The sequence below is a fragment of the Streptomyces sp. CLCI03 genome (genome assembly GCF_053615355.1).
Genome location: NZ_CM132132.1, coordinates 610,810 through 625,708 on the forward strand (window position 1 = coordinate 610,810; position 14,899 = coordinate 625,708).

At 73.4% G+C, this 14,899-nt stretch carries 9 protein-coding genes and 1 pseudogene; 5 read left to right on the top strand and 5 right to left on the bottom strand.

All coding sequences use genetic code 11. The annotated features are described in order from the left end of the window. Positions 1-504 precede the first annotated feature (504 nt). Complete coding sequence (locus ACWG52_RS02835) at positions 505-1,506, top strand: hypothetical protein (RefSeq protein ID WP_453127690.1); 1,002 nt, start codon at positions 505-507, stop codon at positions 1,504-1,506. On the opposite strand, the gene ACWG52_RS02840 is transcribed toward ACWG52_RS02835, so the two are convergent. Beyond that, positions 1,427-2,533, bottom strand: coding sequence for a nitrilase-related carbon-nitrogen hydrolase (locus tag ACWG52_RS02840; RefSeq protein ID WP_390138494.1), 1,107 nt, complete (start codon positions 2,531-2,533; stop codon positions 1,427-1,429). The genes ACWG52_RS02835 and ACWG52_RS02840 overlap by 80 nt on opposite strands. Before the next feature lie 870 nt (positions 2,534-3,403). Between ACWG52_RS02840 and ACWG52_RS02845 the strand changes: the two genes are divergently transcribed. After that, complete coding sequence (locus ACWG52_RS02845; RefSeq protein WP_390165829.1) at positions 3,404-4,147, top strand: 2OG-Fe(II) oxygenase; 744 nt, start codon at positions 3,404-3,406, stop codon at positions 4,145-4,147. Continuing rightward, a pseudogene (locus tag ACWG52_RS02850) lies at positions 4,140-4,232 on the top strand (IS5/IS1182 family transposase); the annotation flags it as partial. The gene ACWG52_RS02845 and the pseudogene ACWG52_RS02850, both read left to right, overlap by 8 nt. Positions 4,233-4,376: 144 nt before the next feature. Here the strand turns inward: ACWG52_RS02850 and ACWG52_RS02855 are convergent. The 3 genes from ACWG52_RS02855 to ACWG52_RS02865 are packed head-to-tail and all read right to left on the bottom strand — an operon-like array spanning position 4,377 to position 11,526. Then, the gene (locus tag ACWG52_RS02855; protein WP_386017433.1) at positions 4,377-5,336 is read right to left on the bottom strand and encodes an ABC transporter ATP-binding protein; all 960 of its coding nucleotides are present in this window, start codon (positions 5,334-5,336) and stop codon (positions 4,377-4,379) included. Continuing rightward, a complete protein-coding gene (locus ACWG52_RS02860) occupies positions 5,333-8,209 on the bottom strand; it encodes a hypothetical protein (protein WP_389801935.1) in 2,877 nt (958 codons plus the stop codon). Before ACWG52_RS02860 ends, ACWG52_RS02855 begins: the two co-directional genes overlap by 4 nt. Next, positions 8,206-11,526: an FtsX-like permease family protein gene (locus ACWG52_RS02865; RefSeq protein ID WP_389801932.1), complete on the bottom strand. Its 3,321-nt coding sequence runs from the start codon at positions 11,524-11,526 to the stop codon at positions 8,206-8,208. Before ACWG52_RS02865 ends, ACWG52_RS02860 begins: the two co-directional genes overlap by 4 nt. Positions 11,527-11,722: 196 nt before the next feature. On the opposite strand from ACWG52_RS02865, the gene ACWG52_RS02870 reads away from it, so the two are divergent. After that, positions 11,723-12,463, top strand: a complete 741-nt coding sequence (locus ACWG52_RS02870; protein ID WP_390165825.1) for an ABC transporter ATP-binding protein — start codon at positions 11,723-11,725, stop codon at positions 12,461-12,463. On the opposite strand, the gene ACWG52_RS02875 is transcribed toward ACWG52_RS02870, so the two are convergent. Further along, a complete protein-coding gene (locus ACWG52_RS02875) occupies positions 12,458-13,171 on the bottom strand; it encodes a DUF4232 domain-containing protein (protein ID WP_389801926.1) in 714 nt (237 codons plus the stop codon). The two genes, ACWG52_RS02870 and ACWG52_RS02875, sit on opposite strands and share 6 nt — an antisense overlap. Positions 13,172-13,392: 221 nt before the next feature. On the opposite strand from ACWG52_RS02875, the gene ACWG52_RS02880 reads away from it, so the two are divergent. Further along, on the top strand, positions 13,393-14,784 hold the full coding sequence (locus ACWG52_RS02880) for a helix-turn-helix domain-containing protein (RefSeq protein ID WP_453127694.1): 1,392 nt from the start codon (positions 13,393-13,395) through the stop codon (positions 14,782-14,784). The last annotated feature ends 115 nt before the right edge of the window (positions 14,785-14,899 follow it).

Sequence of the window (14,899 nt, forward strand, 5' to 3'; positions counted from 1 at the left end):
TATGTGCTGGCCACGCGTGGGTTGCGTGGGATCGGTACGGTCGCGGAACGCGCGGTCCTCTTCGCCACCGACCCCCACAAGTGGCGCATTCCACACCCCTGACCGAGCGGTGGCGGCAGTGACGCAGCTCTCACCGGCACCGAGCCGGCGACTCGTCGACCGGCGACGGGAAACCTTCCGGAGGCCAGGCGCCTCCACCGCCCCCGCACCAGGCCGTCTCTTTCGGATCTTGTCGGTCGAGCCCGGGTCGTCCGGTGCGGTGCCTCGCAAGGCGGAGGGGCGCTCGTGTACCGGACGTACTCGTGTGCCCCGACAACCTGGGGGTCCCCCCGGACGGAGTCTGGGGGATGAGGTGCCGTGCCGGGCGGGCCGGGCCCGGCAAGATCCGAAAGAGACGGCCTAGCATGGACGCAAGCAACCGAAAGGCCTGTACCGCCGAGACGGTGGATTCTCGGCATTCCGCTCGGGTGGATCGAGCCGTTCGACCGGCGCTCAGGACAACCCATGCCAAGGAAGCGCATCACGGGATCGCGCCCGCGCAAGAGAATCCCCGCCGTCCCCGCCATCGCCACGGTCGTCACCGTGACCGCCGCCTTCCTGCTGTCAGGAGCCGCCGATCCAGGCGGGAAAGCACCCGCCTGCCCCACGGCGCCGTCGGACAGTTTCTGGCACGCCCCCGTGGACGAACTGCCCGTGCACCCGAAGTCCGACCGGTACGTCGCCTCGATCGGTGCCGCCGAGCCCCTTCACCCGGATTTCGGATCGGGACTCGTGGAAGGCCGACCTTTCGGTATTCCCATCACCGTCTCGGAAACCACCATTCCGGAATCGAAGGTCTCCCTGGACTACGCCGAGGAGAGCGACACGTCCGGCTACCGGATCCCGCCGGACGCCAGGGTCGAGAACGGTCCGGCGAGCGACGGGGACCGGCACGTCGTCGTCTGGGACAAGGCCCTGTGCACGTCCTACGAGCTCTTCGACGCCGAGCGGCAGGGTGGAGGCGCCTGGCACGCCGGCTCGGGGGCGATCTTCGACTTGCGGTCCAACGTCCTGCGGCCCGACGGATGGACCTCCGCCGATGCCGCCGGCCTCGCCATCCTCCCCGGCCTGGCGCGCTACGAGGAGGCGGCCGACGGGCGGATCGACCACGCGATCCGCATCACCGTGCCGCGCTCCGACCGGAGCTACGTCTGGCCCGCGCGGCACCAGGCGGGCCAGGCGGCGGACAGCTCGCTGCCTCCGATGGGGCTGCGGCTGCGACTCAAGAGCTCGGTGGACACCTCGGGGCTGGCCCCGCAGGCCAAGGCCGTGGCCGACGCGCTCAAGAAGTACGGCGTCATCGTCGCGGACAACGGGTCGCCCTGGTACATCACCGGTGAGGAGAACGCCGGTTGGGACAACGCCCAGCTCGACGGACTCAAGGCCTTCAAGGGTTCGGACTTCGAGGCGGTCGACGCCTCCGGACTCCAGCAGGCACCGGACTCCGGAGCCGTCGCACCCCGGTGACCCGGGGCGACGCCGTGACACGGGGACGCCCCGAGGACGCCTCCAACGGGTCAGAAGGTCCCTTCCCCGACGCGGGAAGGGGCCTTCGGCGTCCGTCCGTCCAGGCTCCCGCGTCCAGCCGTTCGGTGAGGCTGCCGTAGAGCCCGGGGCGGCGGGTGCGCATGAGACCGAACTCCAGCCAGTCGCGGCGCTGGTCGAGGTCGAGGTCGGCGACGAGGACCGCCTCGCGGTCGCGCGGGGCGCGCAGCATGACGCGGCCGTAGGGGTCGGAGATGAAGGAGGAGCCGTAGAAGGTGGAGCGGCCCTCGGTGCCGACACGGTTGGGCACGACGGCGAAGAGGGCGTTGGCCAGGCCGTTGGCGGTGATGGCGTGCTCCCACATGGGGCGGGTGTCGAAGTCGGGCAGGTCGACCTCGGAGCCGATGGCGGTGGGGTGGACGAGGATCTCGGCGCCGGCCAGGGAGTAGGCACGGGCGAGCTCGGGGAACCACTCGTCCCAGCAGGTGGGGAAGCCGAAGCGGGCGCCCTCGTGGGCGACGACGGGGAAGCCGCTGTCACCCGGGCGGAAGCGGTCCTCGCGGTAGCCGGGGAACGCGGGGATGCGGTTCTTACGGGTCCGGGCGATCAGCTTGCCGTCGGAGTCCACACAGACGGCGGTGTTGTAGCCGAGGCCGCCGTCCTCGGCGCGCTCGTAGAGGGAGGCGTGGACGGCGATGCCGAGGATGGTGGCCAGCTCCGCCGCGAGGGCGACGGTGGGTCCGGTCTCCACGTCCTCCAGGTAGCGGGCGGCGCCGTCGGCCATGGGGTCGTCGGTGTTGCAGAAGTAGGGGCTACGGGTGAGCTCGGGGAGGCAGACGATCGTGGCACCCTGTGCGGCGGCCAGCGCCACGCCCTCGCGGAGCCGGTCGTCGTGCTCGGCGGCGTCGGCGTACCAGCGCGTCTGGACGAGGCCGACGCGCAGCGGTTCGCGCTCGCCGGGCTGGCCTCTGTCGCAGACAGCACGGCACCTTTTCCACCGAACGACCACGTCCGATCCGCGAAGCGGCTCGATGAGCGGGACGGCCGATGTTCTGCCGCGGCTCCGCGGTCCGGCGACGCCGAGTGACTGTGGGGCCGGCGAGACACATCGATGAAAGGCCGAGAACACGCGCCCGCCACACCCGTCCACCTCGACCGAAGCGATGGCCCCCCAGCCGACCCCTGCCCCGCCTCCCGCCCTCTTCCGCCGCGTTGGGGACGTCCTGCTTGCTTTGCGGGCTCACCCCGGTCTAATCTCGTCACTATGACGATAATCGCTCAGCGGCCCCCGCTCCCTGCGGGCATCGACTCCCCAGGCCTCGATCCGCCGCCGCGCGCAAGGCCGTGACGTCGAACACGACCCCGGAGCCATCCCGACCCGCACGCCGGCCGCCCGGCGACCGCCTGCCGTCGGACCACCGGCCGGCAGAGATCGATACAAGGCGGCCCCCATGTCAACACTGCGGCACCACGGCGCCTGATCCTTGATGCGCGATCCCTGCTCTCCGATGCGCCGCCCGTGCGCGTCACATCCTCGAAGACTCCGGCACCCCTGCAGCCTCGCGTCGACGCGAAGAAGCGCGTCGATCGAAGTGTGAACTCGGATGCCTCCCGGAGAAATCCACCCGCCCGGACCGCTTCGTGCGCCAGACCGATCCCCCTCCGCCACGCCGCACTCCCTCCTGCGGCACGACAGCATCGATTCCGTCGCCTTCGGGGCCTCGCACGACTTCGTCGAGCCCTGTCCGGAACGGCTCACGATCATGTCCGGCGAGAGACGTTCGCACCATCACCTCACTGCGCCGCCCGCGGCCGTGCCGGGTGCTCCGAGCCACGGCCACGTTGACATCGACAATGACCTCAGAACGGATGAGTAAGCATGTTCGAAAAACCGGTGAATCCCTTCACCCTCTCCGAAGAAACGCTGAGCCGCATATCCGCCGATGACTCCTGGGCCCCGACCAGGTCGGAGATCCCACACGTCGACGGCACGGTGATTCGCCATTTCCTCACTCCGGCCGAAGTAGAGGTGTTCGCGGCCGAACTCGCTGCCCAGCGCTTCGTGCCGGTAGGTCTGGACGGCGTTGCCGCCAACTACGCGGAGGGAGATCCGGTCGGCTCTCTCCGCGCCACGGCTGAATCCGAAGTCTTGGCGGCAGAGTTCTACCGCAGGCTGCGGACGTTTCTGTCGCCTGAGGTGGGGCCGGATGATCCGACGGATTCAGACGGAAGGTCCTGGAGGCCGGCGTCCGTCAATCCGCGGATGCGCTTCATCACGTACGAACACGGCGGATTTCTGGTCCCGCACTACGATTCGCCCTACTTCGCCCCCGACGGAACGCGAACTCATCTGACGGTCGTCGTCTACCTGTCGTACGAGGCAGTGGGCGGAGAAACGCGGTTCATCGCCGACAAGCAGAACGACCTCCCCTTTGCACAACGAGACTTCTCGGACTGGCCCCGGCTCGCAGACCCTGAGGAAATATTGAGCGCCCACCGCCCCGAACCGGGTGATGCGCTCCTCTTCTGGCATCGGACGCTTCACGACTCGGCCCCGATTCTTGACGGTACGAAAACCATTCTCAGGACCGACGTGCTCTACGAGCCGATAGGTGCGCCTTGAGCAGTTCTGCGCGATCGCGACCAGGTACGACAAGCTCGCCGACCGCTACCGCGCGGAACCAATCCGTGATCACTTGTCAGACTCTGTCCGAACGAGCAGGAGGAGCGACCGATGTATTCGATCCGACGAACCGTACCGACCGCCTCCCCGTCTTCGTCCACCCTGAGCGCGCGCGGCTCGGAGTGGTCCGGCCCACCCCCATGGCCGCGCGACGCGTCGTCGCTCCTCCTCAGTGGGCGCCGTCCGGGCGCAGTTCTATGTGGTCCGGGGCGAGGTCGACCGCCACGCGGTGTTCCATACCGAGGGCCTCCAGGAATTTCGGCGGGAGCTGGACGCGCCCGGAACGGTCGAGGACGACGTACTCGCGTTCGCTGATGGATTCCTCGCCGTGCTCGTCGGTGACCAGACGGCGCAGGACCTCGCTGCTGGTGCGGCCGTCGCGGATCGCCACGGTCCGGCGGACCTCGCCCGCCACCATCGGGTCGTGCGTCACGATGACCACCGTCACGCCGAGTTCCTTGTTCACCGTCCGGAAGGTCTCGAAGACCGCCGCGGCCGTCTCCGAGTCCAGTTCGCCCGTGGGCTCGTCGGCGAGCAGCACCTTGGGGTCGTTCGCCATCGCCACGGCGATCGCCACGCGCTGCTGCTGTCCACCGGACAGTTCCGCCGGGCGCCGGTGGGCCAGTTCGCCGATCCCGAGGGCCTCCAGGATCTCGCCGACCTTGGTCGCGCGGCGTGCGCTCGCGCCGCGGCGGGGGCTGTCGCCCTTCAACTGCATCGGCAGGGCGACGTTCTGGGCGGCCGTCAGGAACGGCAGCAGGTTGCGGGCCGTCTGCTGGAAGACGAAGCCGACCGCCTCGCGCCGGTAGCGCAGCCGGTCCCGTGCCGACAGTTCCAGCAGGTCGTAGCCGGCGACCGCCGCGCTGCCGGCGGTGGGGACGTCCAGGCCCGCCAGGATGTTCAGGAGGGTGGACTTGCCGCTGCCGGAGGCGCCGACGAGGGCCATCAGGTCGCCCTGGTCGACCGTCAGCTCCAGTCCCTGGAGGGCCTGTACCTCGATGCCGTCCTGGCTGAAGATCCGGACCAGGCGGTCGCAGGCGATCGCGGCGTCCGCCGCCGGGGTGCGCGGCTCCGCGGCGGCCGTCGCCCGGCGGCGCAGCTCCTCGTACGTCGGCTGGTCGGTGTTCAACGCTGGTCTCCCGCTCTCAACTCGTTGGTGATCTGCCGTCGCCCGGATGTCGCCGCCTCCACGAACACCGCTGCGGCGACCAGGGCGGCCAGGCCCAGAGCCTGGGTCAGTACGGGCCCGGCCGTGAGCCGTACTCCGTTCGGCACATGGGCGCCGACCAGCGTGGACAGGTCGATCGCCGGGCCGAGCAGGGCCACCGCGGCGGCCGCCACCAGTGCCCCGCCGAGCGTCGCGGCCAGGGTTTGCGGCAGGGTCTCGGCGAGGATCAGGGCCACGCCCTGCCTGCGACGCAGGCCCATGGTGCGCAGCCGGGCCAGCAGCGCGGCCCGTTCGGGGACGGCCCGCATCAGCGTCAGCAGCACGGCCAGCAGGGCGAAGCCCGCCGCTCCGGCCATGGCGGCCCAGAAGAGGCGTTGCGCCGAGCGCTGCAGTGGGTCGGAGCCCAGGGCGGTGACGGCCTCGGCGCTGGTGCTCACGGGGTACGGCTCGTCGAGCGCGGCCGGGCCCGCGACGGAACCGGAACCGGGGATCGGAGCCGGGGCCGGGGCGGGGGTCCCGGACGACGCCGGGAGCTTGGAGCGGACGAGCGCGCGCAGCCGGTCCCCGTCGATGTCACCGAGGCCGAGCCAGCGGTTGGGGTGGTCGGCGCCGCCCATGAGGGCCGTGGCGGCGCCCGTCGGCAGGACGACGGTTGCGGCGTCGCGGGCCGGATGGGCCGGGGTGCAGTCGATCGTTCCCGCGACCCGTACCTTCAACTCCCCGCCGTCGCCGGGCTGCACGGTGTATGTGCCGCCCTGCACGGCCTGGCCGGCCAGACTCGCGCTGAACAGCGCGGGCAAGGGGGCGTCGGCGGTCGACGCACCTGTGGTGGCCAGCAGGGCGGGGTCGAAGGATCCGCAGCCGAGGGTCCGGGCCAGCTCCGCGTACGCGGCCGGGTCGGCGACGACCACGGTGACCTGGCTGGATCTCACGGTGGTGCCGTGCAGGGCCGAGTCGTGGTCGATCCACAGCGGCACGGACGTCCGTACGCCCGGCAGCTCGCCCGCGGCTTTCGCGAGCCCCGCCGGGAGGGGGGACTTCCCGTACGCGGAGATCGCCGCGTCGCCTCCGACGGTCAGCCTGGCCACGCCCAGCCGGGACGAGTCGACCGAGTGCAGTACGGAGGCGCCGAATCCGCCGGTGGTGATGGCGAGGAGGAGAGCGATCATCGGCAGGACGGAGGGGCCGGTGCGGCCGGTGGACCCCGAGCCGCGGGCGGCTCGTGCGAGCCCGAGGAAGCCGACCAGTCCGGAGCTGCGGCCGGCCAGCCGGGCGAGCCATCCGGTGACCACCGGCTGGAGTCGGGCCAGCAGCAGCCCGCCGCAGAGGGCGAGCAGCAGTGGGGCCGCGATCAGCAGCGGGTCGAGGTCGCTGCCGGGCGGGGCGACCCCGCGGCGGCGGACCTCCACCACGGCGGCGACGGTGGCGAGGAGGACGAGCAGTTCGGCGACGGGCCTGCGCCACCGCCCGGCCGGGCGGGCCGGGGTGAGCAGTACGGCGGCCCGTACGGGAAAGGCCAGCAGGGCGAGCAGGGCGACGGCCGCGGCCGAGAGAAGCGTGGGCGCGAGCCGGGGGGTGGGCAGCAGCAGGATGGCGAGTGCGGTGGCGGCCGCGGCCGCAGGGAGCACGGTGACGGATCCTTCGCCGAGGAGCCGGCCGACGATGGCGGCGCGCGAGCCGCCGCGCGCGAGCAGCAGCCGTAGTTCGGCGTCTCGACGGTCGGCCGCGAGCGCCCCGGCGAGGCACAGGACGACGAAGGCGACGCCGCCGACACCGGCGGGTCCGATCGCGGCGAGCGGTGCGGCGGCCCGGGTGCGTGCGCGGGCCTCTTCGAACCGCTCGGGCAGCCAGGATGTGGTGTGCAGCCGTGGGCGGCCGGTCTCCCGGGCGAGGGTGGCGGCGGTGGGCCCGGCGATGTACGAGGCGATGTCCTTCCTCGTGGCGTCGAGCCGGTCGGCCCGCAGCCGGCCGATGTCCACCGGCAGTTGCCAGAAGTCGTCGGCGGCGCGGCTCCAGGTGGCCATCCGGTCGAGGTCCCCGGTGCCGACGAGGGCGTCGACGTCCCAGGCGAGGCTCTCGTTGTAGAAGTGCTCGCAGGCGCGGGCGAGGCACCCCAGGTTGTCCGTCCAGAAGTCGTCGCTCTCGTCGAGGACGGCGTAGAGACCGACGACTTCGACGGACGGTGTGCCGTCGACCCGGGTTTCGCTCTTCAGGACGGCTCCGACACGGGCGCCGAGGGTCGCGGCGGCCTTCTGCGAGAGGGCGATCTGCAGGGGCGCCGCCTCACCGGGGGTGGCCTGCGCGGGGGCCGTGGGTGTGCTGCCGGGCCACTTCCCCTCCGCAAGCTTCACATGGGATTCCGCCTCGCGGACGTGCAGGAGGTTCATGCTGGGTGGGAGACCGGAGGGACGGGAGAGTTCCGGATTCAGCAGCGGCTGCCGCTTGGTGGTGCGCGTGCCGTGGACCGTCTTCTGCGGGTCCACGTGGAAGGTGGATCCGGTGGGCCCGAGCAGTTTCTCCAGCGTGGCGTCCAGGGCCTGGGCGCTCTGCCCGCTGTCCGGGGACGGCGCGGTCACCTGCAGGCTGGTGTTACCGGCGGCGCTGCGTTCCAGGAAGGACCGCAGGGCCTGGTCGGCGCCCCGGTCCTGGGCGCGGGGCAGCGCGGCGGCCAGCAGGACGGCGACGAAGGCCAGCGCGGCACCGAGCAGGGTGGCCAGGGGCGCCGCCCGCAGCCGGGTCCTGACCCAGGGCGCGGGCCGCGGGGCGGTGGACGGGGGCGGGGTGGGCGACGTCCGGAGGGCGGAAGGCCTGGTGGTGGACGGCGGGGTGGTCACATCTCCTCCACGGGACGCAGCCGGGCGGCGATGTCGCGGCCGCGGGGGCCGCTGAGCGCGGCCGACAGCAGGGGAACGGCTGCGATGGCGGCGACCGTGAGCACGGTCTGCCAGAACGGCATGTCCACGCGCACGGGCGGGAAGGGCCGGCCGGCGGCGGGCGTCAGCACGACCAGCGGCGCCATCAGATGGACGAGGGCGACGCCCAGCCCGGCTCCGACCGCGGACCCGATGGCGATGAGCACCCCACCCTCGGCCGCGGACGCCAGAGCCAGCGAGCGGCGCGGGGTGCCGAGGGCGAGCAGTACCGAGAACTCCCGGCCTCGGACCCGTCGTTCGGCGGCGGTGGAGGTCGCGAAGCCGATGGCCGCGAGGACCGCGCACGCGGCGGCGAGGGCGGCCAGGGCGCTCTGTGGGCCTGCGCTCAGCGGGTCGTCGAGGAGTCGCTCGGTGATCTCCTCGCGCAGTTGGACGCGCTCGATCCGGGCACCGTCGCGCAGTTGGGTCGCCGCGCGGGCCGGGACCGGGTCGGCGGTCGACTCGGCGGGCAGCCACCACTCGGTGGGCGAGGCCGGCTGTTGGCCCACGGCCTCCAACAGGAACCGGCCGAGCACGTGCAGGTCGACGGCGAGCGCCGAGCGGCCGACGACCGGGAGGGAGTCCACGGAGGCGGTGATCCGCATCTGGACCGCGGCGCCGTCCAGGGTCACGGGGACGGTGTCGCCCACGGCGGCGCCCAGGGATCGCAGGTAGCGGGTGGTGGCGACCGCGGGGACGGCCACGGGGGTCGGCTCGGCGGGGGTCGGGAACACCACGGTGGTGACGCCCTGCAGGGTGCTGAAGCCGCCCCAGTAGCGCAGTCGCAGCAGGTCCGTGGAGCCGGCCGGGACCGGGATCGGCTCGGGGGTCCTCAGGGTGCTCTTCCCTTGCGGGAGGGAGGTCCGCCAGCCGGTGGCGTCCTTGGGTGCGGTGACGGCGGTGGCGGCGCCGTCGGCGGTGTCGGAGGCGGCGATCCGGCGCACGGTCAGTTCGCTGCCGTCGCCCGGCTGGTCGCCGTCCCCGGCGTACGAGAGGCGTATCCCCGCCAGGGTCAGCGGGGTGGCCGCCGAGCCGACCGGGGCGCCGGTCAGCGCGTCGAGTGAGAACGTGAGGGTGGTGTCGCCGGCGGCGGGCAGGGTGACCGAGGCCGTCCCGTACGTCGCCCCGAACCGGTCGCGCAGCAGCAGGCTCACGGCGGACCAGCTCATGGCGGAGGTACGGACCGACACGTCGAGGTCGATCCGGCGCGGGGAGCCGGGCAGGGTGACGCCGGGGCTCGCGGAGGCGGCCTGGGCGCCCGTGCCTTGGGCACCCGTGCCTTGGGCGCCCGTGTCACCGGCGGCGAGCGGGGTGAACAGCTCGCTCATGCCGTGGCCGCCGCGCAGGTCCGCGCGCAGCGGGACGCGTTCGCCGGTCTTGACGGCGTCCAGTGCGACGATGTCGGCGGGGTTGCCGTCCGGCAGCTTCTGCTCGCGGCGGACCACCGGCACGAGGCGGTCGCCGCCGGGCAGGGCCGCGTAACGTCCGCCCTGCCCCATCGGGGACATGCTGCTGCCGGAGATCCGCAGGCCGCCGGCGGTCGCGAAGTCGGCCTGGTCGCGCTGGGACGCGGACCAGCCGACGTGCTGGCCGAGCGCCAGGATCCCGCTGGCGACGGCGAGTACGAGCAGCAGCACGGGGCCAGTGGCCCGGCCGGGCCGTCGGGCGAGCTGCCAGCCGAAGAGGGCCGGGCCCAGGCTCCGGCCGCGCGCCGCGAGCCGTCCCCCGGCGCGCGCCGCGAACGGCAGCAGGCGCAGGACCAGCAGGGTGCCCCCGCACAGGGCGAGGGCGGGAGCGACGACGAGGACGGGGTCGACCCCGAGCGCGCCGTCGGCGGAAACCCCGGACGCGGGGGTGTCCGTACCGCCGTACTGCGCGAGCTGCTGATAGCCGAGGACGGCGAGGACCAGGACGGCCAGGTCGACGCCGGAGCGGGCGGCGCCCGTCACCAGGGCCTGGCGGCTGCCCACGCGGCGCAGTACGGCGGCCGAGGCACCGCGCAGGACGGAGGGCAGGGTCGTCAGCAGCACGCAGGCCAGGGCGCAGCCGGCGGCGACCGGCCACACCAGCCAGGTGTCCGGGATCTCCAGGTGGACCCGGCCGAGGGGGCCGAAGCGGCCGAACAGCCGCAGCAGGGGTGGTGTGAGCAGGGGCGCCAGGACGGCCGCGGGCAGGGCGAGCAGCAGCGACTCGGTCGCGGTGAGCGCGCCGAGCCGGCGGCGGGAGGCGCCGCGCGCGGTGAGGAGGACCCGTTCCGGTTCCTGGCGGACGGTCAGGATGTGCGCGACGAGGAGCAGGGCGGCCGTCGACAGGACGGTGAGCTGGAGGGCGCCCATCAGCAGGGTGGAGCGGGCGACGACCATGCCGGCGCTCAGCTCCGCCAGCAGTTTGGGCAGTTCGGTGGCGGCCCGCAGCGAGCCGACGCGTTCGAGGGTGGCACTCGCCGGTTCGGTGGCGGTCCGTACGGCCTCGGCCTCGTCGGCGCGGACCGTGCGCAGGTCCGGGGTGAGCAGCGTGAGGCGGTGGTCCTGCAGGAGGCCGCCGGTGGTGAAGGCGCTGTCGTCCACCAGGAGCGGGCCGTAGATGGCGAAGGTGTCGGACTGGACCTCGCGGCCGCCGAGCGGGTCGAGCCTCCAGTACGCGGCGTCCGGTTCGGCGGCCCGGTACACGCCGGTGACCAGCACGGTCAGCGGAGGTCCGCCGAACCGGTCGTCCAGCCGGACCGGTGCGGGCAGCGCGGACTCGGCCAGGCCGAGCCGGACGAGCGCCGCGCGCGGCACGGCGACCTGGGTCGCGGTGGCCTGGGCGCCGGCGCCCTGGGGTGCGGCGACCGGCCCGGGCCAGGCACCGGCGAGCAGCTGTACGTGGTCCTTGCCGAGGGCGGCGAGCACGGTCAGGTCGGCGTCACGGCCGGAGGCGGCGACGCCGGGCAAACCGTACGAGCGGCTGCGGGCGACGCTCTCGGAGGCCACCGGGAGCCGCCCGAACACCTCGTCCGCGAAGGCCTGTACGGACGCGTCGTCCTTGGCGCGGGAGTCCGCGGGACGGCCGCTGGTGATCAGGACGGTCGTCCGGGACTGTTCCGCCCCGGTCAGGGCCCGCCGGAGCCCTTCCTCGCCCACGCCACGGGTGAACGCCGTCAGCGCGGTCAGTGTGGTTGCGGTGATCAGTACGGTGAGCAGCACGGCGACGGCGAGCGGCCATCGCCCGCGCAGTCGGCGCACGACGAAGCCGAGCACGTGTTGAATTCCTCCCCCGTCCGGACCCTCGGTACCGGATAGCGGACGATGCTGTCAGATGTGGGCGAGAGAGGGAAGGGGCTTGCGTGATTGGTGCGACAGATGCGCAAATGCGATCGGAAAGCTGCAGTGGCAGCGTGAGCGGGACGCGGGGCCGGGCGCCCCGCGCGGACGACGCGACGGGGGAACAGACGCGATGAGGCATCACCAGGAACCGGCGACGGTCGCGACGAAGGCACCGCGGAAGGGCGACGACTCGCCGATCGTGGTCGTCGACGACGTGCACCACAGCTTCGGCAGCGGTCCGCAGGCCGTCCACGCCCTACGCGGTGTGTCCTTCGAGGTCCGCCGCGGCGAACTCACCGCCCTCAGGGGCCGGTCGGGATCCGGCAAGACCACCCTGCTCAATCTCGTCGGCGGTCTCGACACCCCGACCGGCGGCCGCATCGCCCTCGACGGCACGGACCTCGCGACCCTCGACGAGGCGGGCCTGCTCGCCCTGCGCCGCGACCGCATCGGCTTCGTCTTCCAGTCCTTCGGCCTGATACCCGTCCTCACCGCCGCCGAGAACGTCGGCGTTCCGATGCGGCTGCGGCGCGTCCCCGCCAAGGTGCGCGAGGAGCGCGCCCGTACCCTGCTGGCCCTGGTCGGACTCGCGGACCACGCCGAGCAGCGCCCGGGCGAGCTCTCCGGCGGCCAGCAGCAGCGCGTGGCGGTGGCCCGCGCCCTGGCCAACGACCCCGAGCTGATCATCGCGGACGAACCCACGGGCCAGCTCGACTCGGAGACCGGGCGCTCGGTGATGGAACTGCTGCGCGCGGTGGTGCGCAGCGAGTCGGTCACCATCCTGGTCGCCACCCACGACCCGAACCTGATCGAGCTCGCCGACCGGGTCGTGGAACTGCGCGACGGCCGCATCGTCGACGCCGACTCATGAGCCGAGCGCGTCCGCGCTGTCGCGCTGCCAGTAGGTGACCGTCAGCGAGCTGTCGTAGGCGACACCGGCGGCCGGGAGGTCCGGGGTCGCGGACGCGCCGCCGTCGCTGAGCGGCGTACGGCCCTGGAAGGCGATCGTGAGCCGGTGTCCGGTCGTCCCGCCCTCGCCGCTGCCGTCGGCCGCCGAGAGCAGGACCCCCGCGTAGCCCTGCTCGCCCGGCGCGAGGGACACCACGGCCTGCGGCCGGGTGTCGGGCCGCGCGGCCGGCACCCACTGCATCTCGTCGAAGCGGAGGACGGGGTGGTAGGTCAGATCGCAGGTCTTCGACCCGATGTTCTTCACCGTGATCAGCATGTGGTTGAGCGGCCGGGAGACGGGCTGCGCGGTGACGCGCGTGGTCGAGCCGTTGCACAGGACGCGCTCCCCCGCACCCGACGGGGCCGCCGGGGCGGCGGAGTTCTTGGGGGCAGGTGCGGTGGCCGGCGCGGAGGTCGGGGCGGTCGAGGGGGCGGCGGTCGTGGCGGGTCCCCCGGTGGCCTCTGCGGCGGAGCCCGAAGCGCTCGCCTCTCCCCCGTCCTTGAGGCCCGTACCGTCCTGACACGCGGTGAGGGAGAGGACGAAGAGCGGGGCCGCGGCCACTCCCGCGAAGCGCCGGAGCGGGTGCGGACGGGAGGTGCGGACGAGCGGGGTGCCGTGGAACGCGTGCATGACTGACGACCTCTCAAAGGGCGTGACCGCAGGGCCGGTCGGGGTCCGTCCGGACCGGCCGCCGGGAGCGGTGTGCTTGGATGGCCCCAGCTTGAGCGGTGATCCGTCCCAGCCACCACATCCGTTGGGCAAACCGGCATGCTGGGATACCGCAACAGGCTCTGAGCTGCGGAAACAAGCTGTTCCTGGGATGCGGGACAGGCCATGGGGTGGGAGGAACGGTGCCGGAGGACACGGCTGGACCCGAGTTCGCCGAGCTGCTGCGGCAGTTGAAGGAGCGGTCCGGACTCAGCTACGGAACGCTCGCCCGGCGGCTCCACATGAGTACGTCGACACTGCACCGTTACTGCAGTGGCGAGGTCGTCCCGGCGGACTACGCACCGCTCGAACGACTCGCCCGCCTCTGCAAGGCCACCCCCGAGGAACTCCTGGCCCTGCACCGGGGTTGGGTGGAGGCGGACGCGAACCGCCCGCGCAGGGGCACGGACACGAGCGGCGCGGCGACGACCGAAGCGGCGGCCGAGGCACCCGCGGAGGCCGACGAGGCGACCGGGGTGGCCGGGGTGGCCGACGATGCTCCCGCGGAGGTCGTGGGGGTGACGGAGGCCGCGGAGGTCGTGGAGGTCGTCCCGGTGGCCGGGACCGCGCGGCAGCCCGCGCCGACCCGGCGGCCCCGCCCGCGCAAGGCTGCGCTCGCCGCGGTGGCCGTGCCGGTCGTGGCCGCCGTCACCGCCCTGGCCTGGCTGCTCACGCCCGACGGGGGCCGGCCGGGACGGGGCGCCGAGGTCCGGGACAGCCCCGTCGCCGCCGGCCGCACCCCCGGGGCGGAGCCCTCCCCGCAGGGCCCCGACGGGTCCTCGGGACCGACGTCGCCGTCGCCGTCCGTGTCCGCGCCCTCCGGCACCGCCCCCGCCGCGCCCGCGCCCGGAGGCGACGGCGCGGGCGCGGGAGGAACCGGAGGGACAAGCGGAGGGGCGAGCGGAACCGCCGGCGACGCTGCCGGCACCCCGGTGAAGGTCACCGTCCGCCCGCACACCTGGGAGGCCCCCTGCGGCCAGCACTACCTGATCGACAAGCCCCCGACCCAGGTCGGACCACCGCCCGTGGAACGCGACGCGCCCGCCTGGGTCGCGGCGGCCGGGGCGGTACCCGCAGGCGAGCAGTACGTCACCCTCACCCTGCAGGGGTCCGGCAAGGACACGGTGGTCCTGGACGGCCTGACCGTCCGCACCGTGGCCAAGCGCGCCCCGCTCCCCTGGAACGACTACGCCATGGGCTACCCGGGCGTGGGCTGCGGCGCGGGCGTCCCGACCCGCTCGTTCGGTGTCTCCCTCGACTCCGCGCGACCTGCTGTCGCCCCCACGGAGGGCCGGCCGGGCTTCCCGTTCTCGGTGACCGAGTCGCAGCCCGAGGTGTTCCACATCCTGGCCGCCGCCTCCGCCCACGACGTGAGCTGGTACCTGGAGCTGTCCTGGTCCAGCGGCTCCCGCCACGGCACCCTCGCGATCGACCACAACGGCCGCCCCTTCCGGACCAGCGGACACGACGGCCGGCCCGGCTTCGAGTTCCCCCTCGGCGGCGAGGGCTGGGTCCGGGCGGGCAAGGGCTCCTGACCCCGCGCCCCCAGCGCCGGCCGGGCCGGAACCGGCCCGCGGGCCGTTGACCAGGAGCGACCGGGCGGGTACCAGGAGCGCACGGCCCGCCCCGTCCCGAAGCGGTCCCGAAGGA

Bases quoted from the DNA above. Each gene is read 5' to 3' on its own strand.
- ACWG52_RS02835 (WP_453127690.1), top strand. From the start codon at position 505: ATGCCAAGGAAGCGCATCACGGGATCGCGCCCGCGCAAGAGAATCCCC.
- ACWG52_RS02845 (WP_390165829.1), top strand. From the start codon at position 3,404: ATGTTCGAAAAACCGGTGAATCCCTTCACCCTCTCCGAAGAAACGCTG.
- ACWG52_RS02870 (WP_390165825.1), top strand. From the start codon at position 11,723: ATGAGGCATCACCAGGAACCGGCGACGGTCGCGACGAAGGCACCGCGG.
- ACWG52_RS02875 (WP_389801926.1), bottom strand. From the start codon at position 13,171: ATGCACGCGTTCCACGGCACCCCGCTCGTCCGCACCTCCCGTCCGCAC.